Origin of the sequence: Bradyrhizobium sp. CB1015 (assembly GCF_025200925.1) — a bacterium.
Classification (GTDB): Bacteria; Pseudomonadota; Alphaproteobacteria; order Rhizobiales; family Xanthobacteraceae; genus Bradyrhizobium.
On the sequence record NZ_CP104174.1, the window covers coordinates 5,978,498 to 5,996,089 of the forward strand.

At 64.7% G+C, this 17,592-nt stretch carries 18 protein-coding genes and 2 tRNA genes; 9 read left to right on the top strand and 11 right to left on the bottom strand.

The features are described 5' to 3' along the window. Position 1: 1 nt before the first annotated feature. The 3 genes from gpt to N2604_RS28000 are packed head-to-tail and all read right to left on the bottom strand — an operon-like array spanning position 2 to position 1,443. The gene (gene gpt / locus N2604_RS27990) at positions 2–529 is read right to left on the bottom strand and encodes a xanthine phosphoribosyltransferase (RefSeq protein ID WP_260371303.1); all 528 of its coding nucleotides are present in this window, start codon (positions 527–529) and stop codon (positions 2–4) included. 36 nt (positions 530–565) lie between these two features. Beyond that, positions 566–1,303, bottom strand: coding sequence for a molybdopterin-binding protein (locus tag N2604_RS27995; protein WP_260371304.1), 738 nt, complete (start codon positions 1,301–1,303; stop codon positions 566–568). Continuing rightward, positions 1,300–1,443: a hypothetical protein gene (locus tag N2604_RS28000; protein WP_260371305.1), complete on the bottom strand. Its 144-nt coding sequence runs from the start codon at positions 1,441–1,443 to the stop codon at positions 1,300–1,302. Before N2604_RS28000 ends, N2604_RS27995 begins: the two co-directional genes overlap by 4 nt. A gap of 137 nt (positions 1,444–1,580) precedes the next feature. On the opposite strand from N2604_RS28000, the gene N2604_RS28005 reads away from it, so the two are divergent. The 6 genes from N2604_RS28005 (at position 1,581) to N2604_RS28030 (ending at position 7,071) form a co-directional block, all read left to right on the top strand. Beyond that, entirely contained in the window at positions 1,581–2,999 is a 1,419-nt protein-coding gene (locus N2604_RS28005) for a circularly permuted type 2 ATP-grasp protein (RefSeq protein ID WP_260371306.1), read from the top strand. 4 nt (positions 3,000–3,003) lie between these two features. Further along, complete coding sequence (locus tag N2604_RS28010; protein WP_036015356.1) at positions 3,004–3,948, top strand: alpha-E domain-containing protein; 945 nt, start codon at positions 3,004–3,006, stop codon at positions 3,946–3,948. Positions 3,949–4,072: 124 nt separating this feature from the next. Continuing rightward, positions 4,073–4,921, top strand: coding sequence for a transglutaminase family protein (locus tag N2604_RS28015; RefSeq protein ID WP_260371307.1), 849 nt, complete (start codon positions 4,073–4,075; stop codon positions 4,919–4,921). A 67-nt stretch (positions 4,922–4,988) separates the two neighbouring features. After that, on the top strand, positions 4,989–5,396 hold the full coding sequence (locus tag N2604_RS28020) for a carboxymuconolactone decarboxylase family protein (RefSeq protein WP_260371308.1): 408 nt from the start codon (positions 4,989–4,991) through the stop codon (positions 5,394–5,396). A gap of 134 nt (positions 5,397–5,530) precedes the next feature. After that, positions 5,531–6,289 (top strand): proteasome-type protease, encoded by a 759-nt coding sequence (locus N2604_RS28025; RefSeq protein WP_025037198.1) that lies wholly within the window; start codon positions 5,531–5,533, stop codon positions 6,287–6,289. A 23-nt stretch (positions 6,290–6,312) separates the two neighbouring features. Continuing rightward, positions 6,313–7,071: an SDR family oxidoreductase gene (locus tag N2604_RS28030; protein WP_260371309.1), complete on the top strand. Its 759-nt coding sequence runs from the start codon at positions 6,313–6,315 to the stop codon at positions 7,069–7,071. Positions 7,072–7,317: 246 nt separating this feature from the next. On the opposite strand, the gene N2604_RS28035 is transcribed toward N2604_RS28030, so the two are convergent. Then, the gene (locus N2604_RS28035) at positions 7,318–8,556 is read right to left on the bottom strand and encodes an MFS transporter (RefSeq protein WP_260376322.1); all 1,239 of its coding nucleotides are present in this window, start codon (positions 8,554–8,556) and stop codon (positions 7,318–7,320) included. Positions 8,557–8,710: 154 nt separating this feature from the next. On the opposite strand from N2604_RS28035, the gene N2604_RS28040 reads away from it, so the two are divergent. Further along, positions 8,711–9,961, top strand: a complete 1,251-nt coding sequence (locus N2604_RS28040) for a NupC/NupG family nucleoside CNT transporter (RefSeq protein WP_260371310.1) — start codon at positions 8,711–8,713, stop codon at positions 9,959–9,961. Positions 9,962–10,114: 153 nt separating this feature from the next. Here N2604_RS28040 and N2604_RS28045 read toward each other — a convergent pair whose 3' ends face one another. From N2604_RS28045 to N2604_RS28055, 3 genes are all read right to left on the bottom strand, one after another. After that, positions 10,115–11,242, bottom strand: a complete 1,128-nt coding sequence (locus N2604_RS28045; protein ID WP_260371311.1) for a rhomboid family intramembrane serine protease — start codon at positions 11,240–11,242, stop codon at positions 10,115–10,117. A gap of 224 nt (positions 11,243–11,466) precedes the next feature. After that, a complete protein-coding gene (locus N2604_RS28050) occupies positions 11,467–11,994 on the bottom strand; it encodes a cupin domain-containing protein (RefSeq protein WP_260371312.1) in 528 nt (175 codons plus the stop codon). A 145-nt stretch (positions 11,995–12,139) separates the two neighbouring features. Beyond that, positions 12,140–12,427 (bottom strand): usg protein, encoded by a 288-nt coding sequence (locus N2604_RS28055; protein ID WP_260371313.1) that lies wholly within the window; start codon positions 12,425–12,427, stop codon positions 12,140–12,142. A 399-nt stretch (positions 12,428–12,826) separates the two neighbouring features. Between N2604_RS28055 and N2604_RS28060 the strand changes: the two genes are divergently transcribed. Together N2604_RS28060 and groL are read left to right on the top strand one after the other, a co-directional pair. Continuing rightward, the gene (locus tag N2604_RS28060; RefSeq protein WP_025037205.1) at positions 12,827–13,141 is read left to right on the top strand and encodes a co-chaperone GroES; all 315 of its coding nucleotides are present in this window, start codon (positions 12,827–12,829) and stop codon (positions 13,139–13,141) included. A gap of 47 nt (positions 13,142–13,188) precedes the next feature. Further along, positions 13,189–14,829, top strand: coding sequence for a chaperonin GroEL (gene groL / locus N2604_RS28065; RefSeq protein WP_057029537.1), 1,641 nt, complete (start codon positions 13,189–13,191; stop codon positions 14,827–14,829). Between the two features lie 207 nt (positions 14,830–15,036). Here the strand turns inward: groL and lepB are convergent, their stop codons facing one another. The 4 genes from lepB to N2604_RS28085 form a co-directional block, all read right to left on the bottom strand. Then, positions 15,037–15,783 carry a signal peptidase I gene (gene lepB / locus N2604_RS28070; protein WP_260371314.1) on the bottom strand — a complete coding sequence of 249 codons (747 nt, stop codon included), beginning with the start codon at positions 15,781–15,783 and terminating at the stop codon, positions 15,037–15,039. A gap of 160 nt (positions 15,784–15,943) precedes the next feature. After that, positions 15,944–17,107, bottom strand: a complete 1,164-nt coding sequence (locus N2604_RS28075; RefSeq protein ID WP_260371315.1) for a slipin family protein — start codon at positions 17,105–17,107, stop codon at positions 15,944–15,946. A gap of 335 nt (positions 17,108–17,442) precedes the next feature. Further along, positions 17,443–17,508, bottom strand: a tRNA-His gene (locus tag N2604_RS28080). A gap of 4 nt (positions 17,509–17,512) precedes the next feature. Next, positions 17,513–17,582, bottom strand: a tRNA-Phe gene (locus tag N2604_RS28085). Positions 17,583–17,592 lie beyond the last annotated feature (10 nt).

A 17,592-nucleotide genomic window follows, 5' to 3' on the forward strand; every position in this document is an offset into this window, starting at 1 on the left:
CTCACGCCGCCCCGTCGCGCAGCGGCGGGTGGTAGGACAGCGCGGTGTCCCAGGGGAAGAAGATCCAGGTGTCCTGCGAGACTTCGGTGATGAAGGTGTCGACCAGCGGACGTCCCTTCGGCTTGGCGTAGACGGTGGCGAAGTGCGCGTCCGGCAGCATCTCGCGCACCAGCTTGCCGGTCTTGCCGGTGTCGACGAGGTCGTCGACGATCAACAGGCCCTTGCCGGTGCCGCCGCCGAGCTTCATGGCCGCCTCGGAAATGCCCTTGAGCACCTGGAGGTCGCCCTGCTTGTTGTGGTCGTAGCTGGCGATGCAGACCGTATCGATCACGCGCACCCCTAGCTCGCGCGCCACGATCGCGGCGGGCACCAGGCCGCCGCGGGTGATCGCGATCACCGCATGGAACGGACCGACCTCGTTGAGCCGCCAGGTCAGCGCCCGGCAATCCCGGTGGAACTGGTCCCACGAGACCGGGAAGGCCTTGCCCGCCCGCTCCTGCGCACTCAGTTCGGGTGCTTCACCAGCCATCGCCTTTCTCCTGCAATCTCGTCCGGCAATTCCCTGCTAGCGGTTGACGTTCAATCCCGCCAGCATTTCCTTCACCGCGGCCATTGCCGCCGCGAGCTTCTCCGGATCGCGCGAGCGCACCACCAGATTGGTGTTGGGCTTCTGCTCCTCGTCCATGAAGGGATAGCTGCCGATGATGGTGTCGGGATGGGCGGCGGCGATCGCCCGCAGCGGACCGCCGATGTCGCCCTCGCGCGCATTGGCGCGGACCGACTCGGACAGCATGCGCACGCCCGACTTCAGCTTGGGCGCGACGATGTCCATCATCGCCTGCATGATCGACGGCACGCCGGCCATGACGATGACGTTGCCGATCTTGAAGCCGGGCGCGAGGATGGTCGCGCTCTGGATCAGCTCGGCACCGTCGGGGATGCGGGCCATGCGCAGGCGGGCCTCGTTGAGGTCCTGCTCGCTCCAGCGCTCGCGGAAACGGGCGACCACCTCCGGGTGATGGTCGATGCCGACGCCGAACGCCTTGGCGACGCTATCTGCGGTGATGTCGTCATGGGTCGGCCCGATGCCGCCCGTGGTGAAGACGTAGGTGTAGCGATGCCGCAATGCATCCAACGCGGCGATGATGTCGGGTTCGTCATCGGAGACGATGCGGACCTCCTTCAGGTCGATGCCGATATTGGTCAGGTATTCGGCGATGAAGCCGATATTCTTGTCCTTGGTCCGGCCGGACAGGATTTCGTCTCCAATGACCAGAATGCCCGCCGTGACGATCTCGCTCATGCCTTAAGTCCCTCACCTGTGACGCCGACTTTGCCGAGGTAACGCGTTGAAGTCACGCGGTTTTGCTTCTGAAATAAGCAGTCTTCAGCCATTTTTTCAGGCACGCCGCCGGCCATCACCGGCAAATGCCCCTTCTCCATGCTTATCGCGCTGGCCCGGCCCTTGCTACCACATGAAAGTCATGCACTGTTGACGCATGGCCAGGACGTTGCGGTCTTCACCAAGGCCTGACGACCTGTCGAATGGCGCAACGCCTTGCGGAGACAAGTCGGGATCTATGGCAGTCGCGTTTGATGAGATGAACATTCCCGGCGGGGACCTTCGCCCCGCCTATCAGGAGCTGGCGCGCTGGCTCAAGGACACGCCTCCCGAGGCGCTCGAATATCGCCGTCAGGAAGCCGAGCTCCTGTTCCGCCGGATCGGCATCACCTTCGCGGTCTACGGCGATTCCGAATCCACCGAGCGCCTGATCCCCTTCGATGTGATTCCACGGATCATGTCCGCCAAGGAATGGGCCGTCCTGGAGAGGGGCCTGAAGCAGCGCGTGCGCGCGCTCAACATGTTCCTGCGCGACATCTATCACGGCCGCGACATCCTGCGCGCCGAGGTCGTGCCCGACGACCTGATCTTCCAGAATCCGGTGTTCCGGCCCGAGATGAACGGCCAGCAGGTGCCGCATGACGTCTACGTGCACATCGCCGGCATCGACATCGTCCGGGTCGACGCCGAGGACTTCATCGTGCTGGAGGACAACGCCCGCACGCCGTCGGGCGTGTCCTACATGCTGGAAAACCGCGAGATCATGATGCGGCTGTTTCCGGATCTGTTCGCCCGCCACAAGGTGGCGCCGGTCGAGCGCTATCCGGACGAGTTGCTCGCCGCGCTCCGCTCGGTCGCGCCGCAAGGCGCCTCTGGCGAGCCGACGGTGGCCCTGCTCACCCCAGGCGTCTACAATTCGGCCTATTACGAGCACTCCTTCCTCGCCGACAAGCTCGGCATCGAGCTGGTCGAGGGCCGCGACCTCGTCGTCAAGAACAACGAAGTGTTCATGCGGACGACGGAAGGGCTGAAGCGGGTCGACGTGATCTATCGCCGCGTCGACGACGATTTCCTCGATCCCCTCACCTTCCGTCCCGATTCCGTGCTCGGCGTGCCCGGCCTGATGTCGGCCTATGCGGCCGGCAACATCACGCTCGCCAACGCCGTCGGCACCGGCATCGCCGACGACAAGGCGATCTACTCCTACATGCCCGACATCGTGAAATTCTATCTCGGCGAGGAGCCGATCCTGAAGAACGTGCCGACCTGGCGCTGCCGCGAGCCGAAGGACCTCGCCTATGTGCTGGACAACTTGAGCGAGCTCGTCGTCAAGGAAGTGCACGGCTCTGGCGGCTACGGCATGCTGATCGGTCCCGCCGCGACCAAGGCGACGATCGAAGCGTTCCGCGACAAGCTCAAGCGCGAGCCGGAAGGCTTCATCGCCCAGCCCACGCTGGCGCTTTCGACCTGCCCGACCTGCACGGCGTCGGGCCTCGCCCCGCGCCACGTCGATCTTCGCCCCTTCGTGCTCACGGGCAGCAAGAGCACGACGATCGTGCCGGGCGGGCTCACCCGCGTTGCGCTCAAGGAAGGCTCCCTGGTGGTGAATTCGAGCCAGGGCGGCGGCACCAAGGACACCTGGATTTTGGACGAGTAGAGAGATGCTGTCGCGTACCGCCGAAAACCTCTACTGGCTCGCCCGCTACGTCGAACGGGCCGAATATCTCGCGCGCACCATCGATGCGACGCTGCGCGTCACCGCGCTTCCCGCCGCCTATATCGGCAAGACCAATGAATGGGATTCGGCGCTGCTCACCGCCGGCGTCGCCGCGAGCTTCTATCAGGCCTATGAGGAAGCCAACGAGCACAACGTCGTCGAGTATCTCTCGTTCTCCCAGAACAACCCGTCCTCGATCCGAAACTGCATCGAAGCGGCGCGGCTGAACTCGCGCTCGGTGCGCACGGCGCTGACCAGCGAGATGTGGGACACCATCAATTCGGCCTGGATCGAGCTTCAGGCCGTGTGGAGCAAGGGCACCTCGACGCGCGAGGACCTCGCAAAATTCCTGCGCTTTGTGCAGGAGACCTCGCTGCGCTTCGACGGCTCGGCCTATCGGACCATGCTGCGCAACGACGCCTATTGGTTCTCGCGCATGGGCGTGCATCTGGAACGCGCCGACAACACCGCGCGCATCCTCGATGTGAAGTACCACGTGCTGCTGCCCGAGGAGGAGCATGTCGGCGGCCCGCTCGACTTCTACCAGTGGAGCTCGATCCTGCGCTCGGTCTCGGCGCTGACGGCCTATCACTGGGTCTATCGCGAGACGCTGAAACCATGGCTGATCGCGGACCTCCTGATCCTCAACGACACGCTGCCGCGTTCGCTCGCCAGCTGCTACGGCAACCTCGTTCGCAACCTCGACCAGATCGGCGTCGCCTATGGCCGCCAGGGCCCGGCCCAGCGCCACGCCCGCGGCATCCGCAACCGGCTGGAACACAGCAACATGAACGACATTTTCCAGCATGGCGTGCATGAATTCATTCAGGAATTCATCGCGGACAATTCCAGGCTGGGCGAAATCATCACGAAGCAGTATTTGATCTGACCCACGCTGTCGCTCCGGGATGGTCCGAAGCACCAGACCCGGAACCTCGAGATTCTCAGGTGCGCAATTGCGCCCCGGAGTTCGATGCTCGCGCATCGCCCCGGAATGACGGAATCAAAACACCATGCGCCTGCGAATCCTGCACACCACGACCTATCGCTACGAGCCGCCGGCCACCAGCGTGATCCAGATCCTGCGCATGACGCCGGGCAGCCATGACGGGCAGTACGTCGCGGAATGGCAGATCGACGTCTCTACCGACACCAAGCTCGACATGCATGAGGACGCCTTCGGCAACCTCACCCACGTGCTGTCCTGCGGGCCCGTCGGCGACATCCAGATCATTGCCGAAGGGCTGATCGAGACCCACGACACCGGCGGCGTGCTGCGCGGCGCCGATGAGCGTTTTCCCCCCGGCATGTTCCTGCGCGCCACCGACCTCACCTCGGTCAATCCGGCGATGGCGGCGGTCGCACGCCAGTTGCGCAGCGAGGCCGAGAGCGACACGCTGGGCTTCCTGCACACGCTGATGACGCAGGTTGCCGATCACATGACGTTCGACGAGGACCCCACCAACAGCGGCACGTCCGCAGCGGAGGCGTTCACGCTCAAGCGCGGGGTCTGCCAGGATTACGCGCAAATCTTTATTGCCTGCGCCCGCGCCGGCGGCGTGCCGGCGCGCTTCGTCTCCGGGCATTTCCTGCGCGCCGACGACACCCTGCATCAGGACGCCGGCCATGCCTGGGCGGAGGCCTATGTGCCCGATCTCGGCTGGGTCGGCTTCGATCCCGCCAACAGCATCTGCGCTACCGACGCGCATGTCCGCGTTGCGATCGGGCTCGACTATCTCGGCGCGGCCCCGGTGCGCGGCACGCGCTACGGCGGCGGCACGGAAACGCTGACGGTGGCGGTGAAGGTCGAACAGGCCGGCCGCGGCGGGCAGTCGCAATCGCAGTCCCAGCGGCAGGGCTAGGAGTTGCCAGCCGAACGCATTCGGCGTGCTACACTTGCGGGATCTGATCAGACCGGCGAGGTAGCCCATGGCGACTGTGAAACTGCTTTCGGATGATGAACTCTCGGCCGAGGCGCGCGCCGTCTTCGACGATATCCGCAAGGTGCGGAAATCGGACTTCGTCAACAATTTCTGGCGCGCGCTGGCGCATGATCCGAAGACGCTGCGGCGGACCTGGGAGAGCATCAAGGAGGTGATGGCTCCGGGTGCACTCGATCCCAAGGTCAAGGAAATGCTCTACGTTGCGGTGTCGATCGCGCATGGCTGCAGCTACTGCATCCACTCCCACACGGCCGCGGCACGGGCCAAGGGCATGACCGAGGCCGAATATGGCGAGCTGCTCGCCATCGTCGGCATGGCCGCAGAGACCAACCGGCTGGTCACGGCGCTCGGCGTGCCCGTCGACGAGGCGTTTCTGGTCGATGCCGCGGACTGAGCGGCAAAGCTAGCGTCATTCCGGGCTGGCGCTTACGCGCCCCGGAATGACAGCCTTCCCCCGCGGGAATCGGGGGTTTCATGCCTCCCCGAAATTGGCTAGTAATTCCGCGCAAACGCGTTCGGGGACTGGAAATGACCTATTGCTGCGGAATCCTGGTTCGGGACGGTCTGGTGATGATTGCCGACACCCGCACCAATGCCGGCCTCGACAACGTCTCGACCTTCCGCAAGCTGCACATCTTCTCCAAGCCCGGCGAGCGCATCATGGCGATCGCCAGTGCCGGCAACCTCGCCATCAGCCAGTCGGTGCTGTCGACGCTGACCGAGGGCCTCGAAGACCCCAACACGGGCGAGATCGAGACGCTGATGAATGCGCCGACCATGTTCCAGGCCGCCCAGCGCATCGGCCGGGCGATCCGCGCGGTGCATGCCACCGAAGGGCCGGCGCTGAAATCCGAGGACGTCTCCTTCGACGTCTCCTTCCTGTTCGGCGGCCAGATCAAGGGCGCGCGCATGCGCCTGTTCATGGTCTACACCGCCGGCAATTTCATCGAGTGCACCACCGACACGCCCTACCTGCAGATCGGCGAGCACAAATACGGCAAGCCGGTGCTCGACCGCGCCATGCATTACGACGTCGAGCTCTACGAGGCGCTGAAGACGGGCCTGATCTCGATGGACTCGACGATGCGATCGAATCTCGGCGTCGGCCTGCCGATCGATGTGCTGGTGGTGCGCACCGACGCCTGCGAAGCGGATCTCAACCACCGCATCGAGGCGGGCGAGCCTTATTTCCACGACCTGCGCTCACGCTGGTCGGCGGCCTTGCGCGCGGCTCATCAGAACATTCCGCGCCCGCCCTACAAGAACGACAAAGAACCCAAGACCTGACAGAAGAGAAAAGGCAGGAAACGATGAGTGAAGCGAAAAAGATCGCATTGGTGACGGGCGCCGGCACCGGCGTCGGGCGCGCGGCGTCGCTGGCGCTGATGAACACCGGCTTCACCGTGGTGCTCGCAGGCCGCCGGCTCGACATGCTCGAGGAGACGGCGAAGCTCGGACCCGCGGGAAAAAGCCTCTGCGTCACCGCCGACATGACCAAGCCGGACCAGATTGCCGCGCTGTTCGACAAGGTGAAGGCGACCTATGGCCGCCTCGACGTGCTCTTCAACAATGCCGGCATGGGCGCGCCGGCCGTGAACTTCGAGGACCTCAGCCTCGAGCAATGGCAGGCCGTGGTGAACACCAACCTCACCGGCCCGTTCCTGTGCACCCAGCACGCCTTCCGCATCATGAAGGACCAGAGCCCGCGCGGCGGCCGCATCATCAACAATGGCTCGATCTCCGCGCACGCGCCGCGGCCGTTCTCGGCGGCCTACACCTCGACCAAGCACGCCATCACCGGCCTGACCAAGGCGAGCAATCTCGACGGCCGCATGTACGACATCGCGGTCGGCCAGGTCGACATCGGCAATGCCGCGACCCCGATGACCGATCGCATGGTCAACGGCCCCGGCGTGCTGCAGCCCGACGGCACCACCAAGCACGAGCCGCGCATGGACGCGAAAGCGGTCGGCGATGCCGTGGCCTACATGGCCAGCCTGCCGCTCGATGCCAACGTGCTGACCATGACGGTGATGGCGACCAAGATGCCGTTCGTGGGGCGGGGCTGAACAAAAAGCGCGAAAACAACCCCATGCACAATAGGGATCTCATTGATTCCTCTATGCTCTATCCGCGACATTCATTACGGCAGCAATCTAGGGCATCGGTCTCGTGCCCCGGACGCAGCGCGGCATGCAATGACGCGCTGCTGAGCCGGGGCCCATGCCTCCGCGATCTCGTGCTTGGCCTTATGGGTCCCGGCTCTGCGCCGCAACGCTGATGCGTTGCGGCTTGTCCGGGACACGAGACTTCCCCTACTCCAGGCTCTCCACCTTCCGCAGGGTTGGAAACAGCTTCATCCACAACAGCGCCACGGCAACCGTGCAGACGCCGCCGAGCACGGCGGCGGGCATGGCGCCGAACAGGGCGGCCGTGAGGCCGCTCTCGAACTGGCCGAGCTGGTTCGAGGCGTTGATGAACAGGAAATTCACCGCGCCGACCCGGCCGCGCATCTCGTCGGGCGTCGACAGCTGCACCAGCGAGAAACGGATCACGACGCTGATCGTATCGGCCGCACCCAAAACGGCGAGCGACAGTACCGACAGCCACATCCAGGACGACAATGCGAACACGATGGTGGCGAGGCCGAACACGATCACGGCCTGGAACATGCGCAGGCCCACATGCCGCGAGATGGTATGTCGCGCCAGCACCATGGTCATCAGCAAAGCGCCGACCGCCGGCGCGGCGCGCAGCACGCCGAGCCCGACCGGGCCGGCCTGCAGGATGTCGCGGGCATAGATCGGCAGCAGCGCCGTGACGCCGCCGAACAGCACGGCGAACAGATCGAGCGAGATGGTACCGAGGATCGCCGGGTTGCTGCGAATGAAGCGGACCCCGGCGAAGATGTCGTCCGAGTCCACCCCCTCCTTTGCGATCGCCTGCGGGCGCGGGCGGATGAAGCCGGTCAAGATCATCCCCAAGACCCAGAACAGGACCATCACGGCATAGGCAAGGTGCGGGGCGACCGCATAGGCGATGCCGCCGAGCGCAGGTCCCGTGATGGTCGCGACCTGCGCCGCCCCGCTGGAGACGGCAGTGGCGCGCTGGAGCGAGCCCTGCGGCGCGATCAGCGGCAGCAGCGCCGCCGTGGTCGGGCTCTCGAACGCGCCGGCGATCCCGAGCAGGAAGGTCGCGATGAAGATCTGCACCTCGCTGACCGCGCCGAGATAGGTGATGGTTGCAAGATAGAGCGCGGTCGCGGCCTCCACCAGCTGGCAGAGCTGGACCACACGCTTGCGCTCGTAGCGGTCGGCGGCGTGGCCGGCGACGAACACCAGAAGCGCGGTGGGCAGAAACTGGACGAGACCGACCATGCCGAGGTCGAAGGCCGAGCCGGTGAGATCGTAGATCTGCCAACCGATCGCGACGGCCGCGATCTGGCTGGAGAAGCGCGACAGGCTGCGTGAGAGCAGGAAGAACAGGAAGGCACGGTGGGCGAGAAGCGCGCCGGCGCTGACCGATCGATGTCCGGATATTGGCTGCTCTGGCATCGCCTGTTGGATCACCCTCTGACCGCTCTTTCCCTCGATGGCCTCCCGCGTGGCCGAGGTGACCCCGCTTGTCAACACCGGCGCGTTTCCAGCTGCTCCGGCATTGCCTTTGCAGCGCAGGCGCGGCCATAATCATTGAGGGTTTGGGGACACCATGCTGCGCTTGCAATCGGCACTCGGCATTTTCGCATTGCTGTTGATCGCCTTCGCGTTGGCGGAGAATCGGCGCGCCGTGTCGCTGCGCCAGGCGGCGATCGGCCTCGCCGCGACCTTCGTCACCGCCCTCGTGCTGCTGAAGCTGCCGGTCGTCGCCCATGCCTTCGGTGCCATCAACGACGCGGTCGGCGCGATCTCGGCGGCCTCGCGGGCCGGCTCCGCCTTCGTGTTCGGCTATGTCGGCGGCGGAGCCCTGCCCTTCGACCTGAAGGCGCCGGGCGCGGACTTCATCCTCGCGTTCCAGGCGCTGCCGATCGTGCTGGTCATGAGCGTGCTGACGACGCTGTTGTTCTATTGGCGCGTGCTGCCACCGATCGTCCGCGGCATGGCCTGGCTCTTGGAGCGCACACTGGGCGTCGGCGGCGCGGTCGGGCTCTCGACCGCCGCCAACATCTTCCTCGGCATGGTCGAGGCGCCGCTGTTCGTGCGGCCGTATCTGGCACAGATGACGCGCAGCGAGTTGTTCCTGGTGATGACCGGCGGCATGGCCGGCATCGCCGGCACCGTGCTGGTGCTCTACGCGACGCTGCTGGCCCCGCTCATTCCCGACGCCGCCGCGCATTTCGTCATCGCCTCCGTGCTCGGGGCGCCGGCGGCGATCCTGGTCAGCCTGATCATGGTGCCCGAGACATCCGACAAGCGCACCGGCGGCGCGCTGGAGCATCCGCAAATGGAGATCGCCAGCACGATGGACGCGATCGTCAAAGGCACCAGCGCCGGCATCGAGCTGCTGATCAACATCGTCGCGATGCTGCTGGTGCTGGTGGCCCTGGTCTATCTCGTCAACGCAATCCTCGGCCTGCTCCCGCACGTCGGCGGCGCCGCGATCTCGCTGCAGCGGCTGCTCGGTCTCGTCATGGCGCCGGTGTGCTGGCTGATGGGATTGCCGTGGGATCAGGCGATCACCGCCGGCAGCCTGATGGGCACCAAGACCGTGCTGAACGAATTGATCGCCTATGTCGACTTCTCGAAGCTGCCGCTCGATACGCTCGATCCGCGCTCGCGCCTGATCATGCTCTATGCGATGTGCGGCTTCGCCAATTTCGCCAGCCTCGGCATCATGATCGGCGGCTTAGGGGTGATGGCGCCGGAGCGGCGCGAGGAGATCAACGCGCTGGGGCTGAAGTCGATCGTGTCGGGGACGCTGACGACGTGTCTGATGGGGGCGGTGGTGGGAGTGCTGGCGTAGGTCTCTCCGCCTGTCATTGCGAGCCACCGGGTCCGCGCGTAGCGCGGCCCGATGACAAGCTCCGCGAAGCAATCCAGACATGCGTCCGCGGAGACAGTCTGGATTGCTTCGTCGCAAGAGCTCCTCGCAATGACGGCGGTGAGAGTCTTTGCATCAACCGCACAATTTCGACTTCTGCAGGATACGGCGAACCTCAGCTATCTTGGCGCGGCACGGCTCGGCCGCCATGGCCTTTGCCTCGCTGGTTCGCCCCTGCGCCCATAGCAACACCGCCATCAGGCCCTGCGCGCCGGAACGCACCGGCCCTCCCGCCACGTCCGAGGCTGCCAGCGACATGGCGGTTCGCGCCTCCGACTCGGCCGCACTGAGGTTCGCCTGCTCCAGGAAGAAGACGGCACGGTAGACGTGAGCCCGCGCGTCCTTTGGGTAGCGGGTGACAAGATCGAGCGACCGGCTGACCATCTCGTTAGCCTTCACCGACACTTCCGACGCACGGATATAGTGCGCGGCATCGGCCATGTAAGCCGAATAATGCGCGGCGGCGAAGCCGGCGCAAACGAGAGATCCGATGAATCCCGCGAGCAACGTTATGCTCGCGCTACGCGGCAGGCTGTCATAAGACCAGAAGGCGAGCCACGGCGTGACGGCGAGCGCGGCGCCGGCCACCGCACCGCCTGCATGGGCATAATAGTTGACGTTGCCGGACGCGCCGAAGGCGAGCGGCAGCAGTGCGGGCACACCGAAGAACAGCGACGTCTTCAGCCTCGATATGGTTTGATCGGCGTCCGCTTCGGGATCGAAGCTCGCAACGAACAGCGCTGCGATCAGCCCGGTGATGGCGCCGGACGCACCGACGCCGACCGTGCCGGAGCCGTTGCCCAGCAGCGAGCCGGCCTCACCGGCCAATGCACCGGCGATAAAGATCAAGGCAAACCAGCCGCGGCCGATCAGCGATTCCAGCCTGACCCCGACGATGAACAGCGCCACGCAATTGCTCACGAGATGCCAGCCGCTGCCATGCAGAAGCGGCGCAAGGCCGATCCGCCACCACTCCCCCCGTCCGACGACGAGATCGTAGCCGGACGCGCCTTGAGCGATCAGCGAGCGCACATCGAGGTCGCCGTCTCGCGCAATGTCGATGGCCAGGCTGCGTTGCAGAACGAAGATCAGGAGCAGACCGAAGATCAGGCCGATGGTGAGGAAGGGGATATCGGCCAGAAGCTTGTTGTCGGCAAAAAACCTCTCCTCGCTTGAAGAGGGCTCCTCTACGGCGACCGGCACGGGGGCCGGTCGAAACGATGCTCTTGGAGCTGGCGCTACGGTGCCGCGTCGGCCAAAAGTGTTGGTCGCCATGAAAGCATTCTCGCGTTGTCACAGCCTTGAGTTGACGCGAGAGGTATTTGCGACTGGTTAGCACCGAGTTTGCGGGGCGGCTGAAATCATCCCGATTGCTGACCGCCCGGTTTAGCCGATTGACCGCATTTTAGCGATCAAGAGTCGCGCGCTTACGCCTTCAGCTCCACCGTCTTGAACTCGGCGGGGAGGATCACCTCCAGCAGCTCCACGTCGTCCGAATAGTCCAGGATCATGTGCCTGATCTTCGGCGGCTGCGTCCAGGCGCTGCCTTGCTTCATCAAGGTCTCGCCCTGCCCTTCCATATAGGTCTTCACCCAACCCTTGAGCACGTAGACCATCTGGAATTCGACGTCGTGATAGTGGAGCTTGGAGACCTCGGCCGGGTTGCAGGGGCCTTGCAAGCGGATCACATGCGCCTGCGCGAGGCCGTGGGTCGCCTCGGCGATGCCGAGATCGCGGTACTTCGCGTAGGCACGCAGGCCGTCGGCCTTGAAGTCTTCCTCGCGGTGATGGCTGACGGCGATGCGCTGCTTCGGACGTGCGGGCTTTTTCGGCGCGGCAGTGCGCGCCTTCGCCTTCACGGCCTTGCGTGCGGAGGATCGCGCCGCCGCCTTGGCGCCGCTCCGCTTCTTGACCGCGGCTTGAGCTGCGCTGCGCGATTTCACCTTCTTGGCCATGGCTGCCTCCCGTCGTTATTGTGAAGAGAGGCTAGCACAGAAATGCGCGCGTGTAGGATCGGTAGAGCTCTTGCGAAACCCATCATCCCAGGATTTGCGAAGGCAATGGGTTTCGCCTCGCCACCCTGCGCTACGGGTGATCAGCTCAATGCAAGCGGAACACGCCGTCGACGGCGCGGAGCTCGGCCGGCTTGATCAGCTTGCAATGCGCCACCGTGACCGAATGCAGGGGGCCGTCGAGCTTCTCCTGCCAGAACGCCAGGAAATCGGTCAGCGCGGGGAATTTCGGAAACATGTCGTAGTTCTGCCAGACATAGGTCTGCAGCAGCGAAGGATGATCCGGCATCCGATAAAGAATTTGTGCCGTCGTCAGCCCGTAGCCCAGCATCTGCTTCCGGAAATCGTCGGAAACACCCCCAACGCGCAGTCCCATGCCAAACCTCCTTTGCAGGAGCGCATTCGGCGAGTGGCTTGTCCGTGCCCCGGGGAGCCACCCGGAAACGATGCGCTCACAGACGAGAAATGTGACGCAAACTGACAACTCATCTCAAGCCCGAAAGTTTAACAAGCTGTTGAAATTCAATGCTTTAGCAGCAGATGCTTCCCCGTGCTAATACGGCCTTCCAGGAGCCTCAAAGAGGCCTCCGAGGCTGGTTAACGATGGCAATGGGTTTCTGGCAGTCCGCGCTTTCGGCTGCTAATTTTTCTGCTACAAACCCTTGCCCCCGCAAAATTCCTGTCCTATTTCAGCGTCGCCCGTGCTAGCACTCGCGGGCAACGATTGCTAACAATCTCAAAATCCTCAACTCGTGCAAATATTTAGGAGGACTGCATGAAATTCCGTCCGCTTCACGACCGCGTCGTGGTCAAGCGCATCGACGCAGAAGAGAAGACCGCTGGCGGCATCATCATTCCCGACACTGCCAAGGAAAAGCCCTCCCAGGGCGAAGTCGTCGCCGTTGGCCCCGGTGGCCGCGACGAAGCTGGCAAGCTGATCCCGATCGACCTGAAGGTCGGTGACCGCGTGCTGTTCGGCAAGTGGTCCGGCACCGAGGTCAAGATCGACGGCCAGGACCTGCTGATCATGAAGGAGAGCGACGTGATGGGCGTTCTCGAAGTCAGCGAGTCCAAGAAGAAGGCGGCTTAAGAGCCCCTCTCCTCCCTCCAGTCAAACCGATCCAAGGAAAAATCCAGATGGCAGCCAAAGAAGTCAAATTCTCGGTTGAAGCGCGCGACAAGATGCTGCGCGGCGTCGACGTTCTCGCCAACGCGGTGAAGGTCACGCTCGGTCCGAAGGGCCGCAACGTCGTGCTCGACAAGTCGTTCGGCGCTCCCCGCATCACCAAGGACGGCGTCACCGTCGCCAAGGAGATCGAGCTCGACGACAAGTTCGAGAACATGGGCGCGCAGATGGTGCGCGAAGTCGCCTCCAAGTCCGCCGACGCGGCCGGCGACGGCACCACCACCGCCACCGTGCTCGCCCAGGCGATCGTGAAGGAAGGCGCCAAGTCGGTCGCCGCCGGCATGAACCCGATGGACCTCAAGCGCGGTATCGACCTCGCGGTCGAAGCCGTCGTGGCTGACCTCGAGAAGAACTCGAAGAAGGTCACCTCGAACGACGAGATCGCCCAGGTCGGCACCATCTCGGCCAACGGCGATGCCGAGATCGGCAAGTTCCTCGCCGACGCCATGAAGAAGGTCGGCAACGAGGGCGTCATCACCGTCGAGGAAGCCAAGTCGCTCGAGACCGAGCTCGACGTGGTCGAGGGCATGCAGTTCGACCGCGGCTACATCTCGCCCTACTTCGTCACCAACGCCGACAAGATGCGCGTTGAGATGGACGACGCCTACATCCTCATCAACGAGAAGAAGCTCTCCTCGCTGAACGAGCTGCTGCCGCTGCTCGAGGCCGTGGTGCAGACCGGCAAGCCGCTGGTCATCGTCGCCGAGGATGTCGAAGGCGAGGCCCTCGCGACCCTGGTCGTGAACCGCCTGCGCGGCGGCCTGAAGGTCGCGGCCGTCAAGGCTCCGGGCTTCGGCGACCGCCGCAAGGCCATGCTGCAGGACATCGCGATCCTGACCGGCGGCCAGGCCATCTCGGAAGACCTCGGCATCAAGCTCGAGAACGTCACGCTCAACATGCTCGGTCGCGCCAAGAAGGTGATGATCGACAAGGAGAACACCACGATCGTCAACGGCGCCGGCAAGAAGGCCGACATCGAGGCGCGCGTGGCCCAGATCAAGGCGCAGATCGAGGAGACCACCTCGGACTACGACCGTGAGAAGCTCCAGGAGCGTCTCGCCAAGCTCGCGGGCGGCGTCGCGGTGATCCGCGTCGGCGGCGCGACCGAGGTCGAGGTGAAGGAGCGCAAGGATCGCGTTGATGACGCGATGCATGCGACCCGCGCTGCGGTCGAGGAAGGCATCGTCCCGGGCGGCGGCGTCGCCCTGCTCCGTGCCTCCGAGCAGCTCAAGGGCCTGCGCACCAAGAACGACGACCAGAAGACCGGCGTCGAGATCGTGCGCAAGGCGCTGTCGGCGCCCGCTCGCCAGATCGCGATCAACGCCGGTGAAGACGGCTCGGTGATCGTCGGCAAGATCCTGGAGAACAAGGCCTACAATTACGGCTTCGACTCCCAGACCGGCGAATATGCCGACCTCGTCAAGAAGGGCATCATCGACCCGACCAAGGTGGTCCGCACCGCGATCCAGAACGCAGCCTCGGTGGCCGCGCTCCTGATCACCACGGAAGCCATGGTTGCCGAGCTGCCCAAGAAGGGCGGCGCCGGCCCGGCGATGCCCCCCGGCGGCGGCATGGGCGGCATGGACTTCTGATCCAGCCGTTCAGGCACAATACGAAATGCGAAACCCCGGCAGCGATGCCGGGGTTTTTGTTTTGGGATTCGCCAAACGACAGCGGCTCGCCCGTAGCCTGGATGGAGCGCAGCGCAATCCGGGGTAGCTTGCGCGACGCGGCCAGTTCTCCCGGATTACGCTTGCGCTCCATCCGGGCTACGGACTGCCCCGAAATGACGGCCCCCCTCACTCCACCTTCCCGATCCGCTCGAAGCGCGGCTCGCCGTCCTCGTCGAGCGACCAGTAGATCCGCGTCACCTTGCCGATGAGATTGTCCATCGGCACGAAGCCGAATGTCGACAGCATGCGACTGTCGGTGGAATTGTCGCGGTTGTCGCCGAGCACGAAAAAGTGGCCCGGCGGCACCGTGAAGACGTTGGTGTTGTCGAGGTAGCCGTCGTCGGCGCAGTCGTAGGTCACATAGGACGCGCCGCTCGGCAGCGTCTCGCGCCAGCGCTTGACGGCCGCGCGGTCGTCGACACCGCAGGCGTCGCCGGCAGGTGTCGCCTCCAGGGCGACGCGGGTCACCGGGCGGCCGTTGAGGATGAGGTGGCCCTGCCGCATCTGGATGCGGTCTCCGGGCAGGCCGACGACGCGCTTGACGTAGTCGACAGAACCGTCCTTCGCCGTCCGGAACACGACGATGTCGCCATATTCGGGATCGGCGGCGAGGATGCGGCCCGAAATCCAGGACGGCGCGAACGGAAGGGAATAGCGGCCATACCCGTAGGCATATTTCGCGGCAAAGACGTAATCGCCGACCATGAGCGTCGGTGTCATCGAACCGGACGGAATGTTGAACGGCTGATACAGGACGAAGCGAAACAGGATCACCGGCGACCACAGCACCGGGATCATGAGGATCAGGACGACGATCGCCTTCCAGTCGCTGGATCGCGCCGCGGGGCGGATCGATTCCTGAAGAGCGGTCATGTGCCTTCCCTGATCAAGACGTTGCGGCGCCTAGATTACGCAACCTGCGAGCGCGCTCAATCCCCGGCGAACTCAAATTGGTCGCGCTCCGCGCCGATCGCGTTCATCGCAGACGGCGGCAACGCAGATGTGAAGGGCCGCCCGTGGGCGGCCCTTCGGTTCATGCGCTCTCGGGCGCCTTCAGGCGCACGAGCCTGGTCAGGAGGGCATCGAGCCCCTGGCCGTCCCCGGCATGGAGGTCGATGCGGCCGACCTTCTCGACCAGCCGCTCCAGCGACTCCAGCTCCTTGAGCCGGAGCAGCAGGGGGTTCTCCTCCATCAGGCGGGCGGTGTTCAGGAGCGAACGCGTCGCCGCGGTCTCCTCCTGCCGGCGGATCAGGTTCGCCTTCGCGACCCGCTCCGCTTCCACCACCTTGTTCACCAGCTCCCGGATCTCGCCGGGCAGGATCACGTCCTTGACGCCGAGCTCGGTCACCTCCACGCCGGACTCTGCGACGCGTGCCCGCACATAGTCGCGCAGCTCCGCATCCAGCGCCGCCTTCGCCGACAGCACCTCGTCCAGCGTCCGGCTAGCTACCGCTTCGCGGATCGCGAACTGCACCAGGCGGTACAGCCACGCATCCACGTCGGGCACGGTCGCAACCGTGCGCTCGGGATCGACCACCTTACGGAACGCCGTCAGCGTCACCCGCAGCGCGATGCGATCCTTGGTCAGCATCTCCTGCGCAGTGATCTCGACCGCCTGGGGCCGCAGGTCGAGGCGCTTCACCTCGATCTTGCGGCCGACGGTCCAGAAGGCGTGCCGGCCGGGCGCGAGCCGCTCGGTGAGCCGGCCCTCGACATAGAGCAGGCCCGCCTCGTGGTTCTCGACCACCGTCTCCGACGTCACGGCCGAACGGTTGCGCTCGATCATGGCCAGATGCCGCGCGCTGACCTTGGGATCAGCGGACACATCGATGCGCTCGACATCGATGCGCGTTGCGACCTTCCAGTAGACGCGCACCTGCCAGGGCGTCATCAGATGCACGGGCCGGCCGTCGAGGCTGACGATGGCGATCTCGTCCGCCTTGGTCTCGACCGCCTCGAACAGCTCGGCGGCAAGATCGGGCCGCGCGGCCTTCAACACGGCATAGCGCTCCGCGGGAAATTCGCTGCGGACCACGTCGAGCACCTCGGCCTTCAGCTCGTGCAGGGGATCGAACAGGCGATGCTTGCCGGGCGCGAGCACGCGCACGAGCTGCCCGTTGCGCATCAGCAACGCACGCTCGCCATCCTTCACCGTCACGTTCAGCATCAGCAAATGCCAGGTCTTGTTCAAAGTCATGGCACGCCTCCTTCATTTGCGCCCGGCCGTTTGCCGGACAACTGTTTCGGTCGCAAAAGGATTTGAGGACGCGGACGACGCTTCCTGGGAGATCAACGGGCCGAGGCTTGAGCCTGCGTGACGACGGGCGCACGCGCGCGATCGCGCGAGACGTGTCGCGCGGTCATGCGGAGCCACCCGGCATCGGCGCAAGCGGTATCTACCCGCGGCGCAAAGCCGGTCTCACAGTGTCGTTGTTCGGACGAAAGCCTTTTGGGCAATGCGGCCGGACGGCGACTGAAGCGCGCGTCCGGTCCCCTTCAGAGGTATCAGCTTTTCAGGCTGAAACGGAGCGCTGGAGCGGGATTCGAACCCGCGACAGGATGAGTCACAATCATCTGCTCTACCAAACTGAGCTATCCTTTGTGCAAGAGACCGGAATCGAACCGATGCCTTCGGGTGTTCAACCCGACGCTCTCCATGAGCTACGTCCTGCGTTTCTCCTT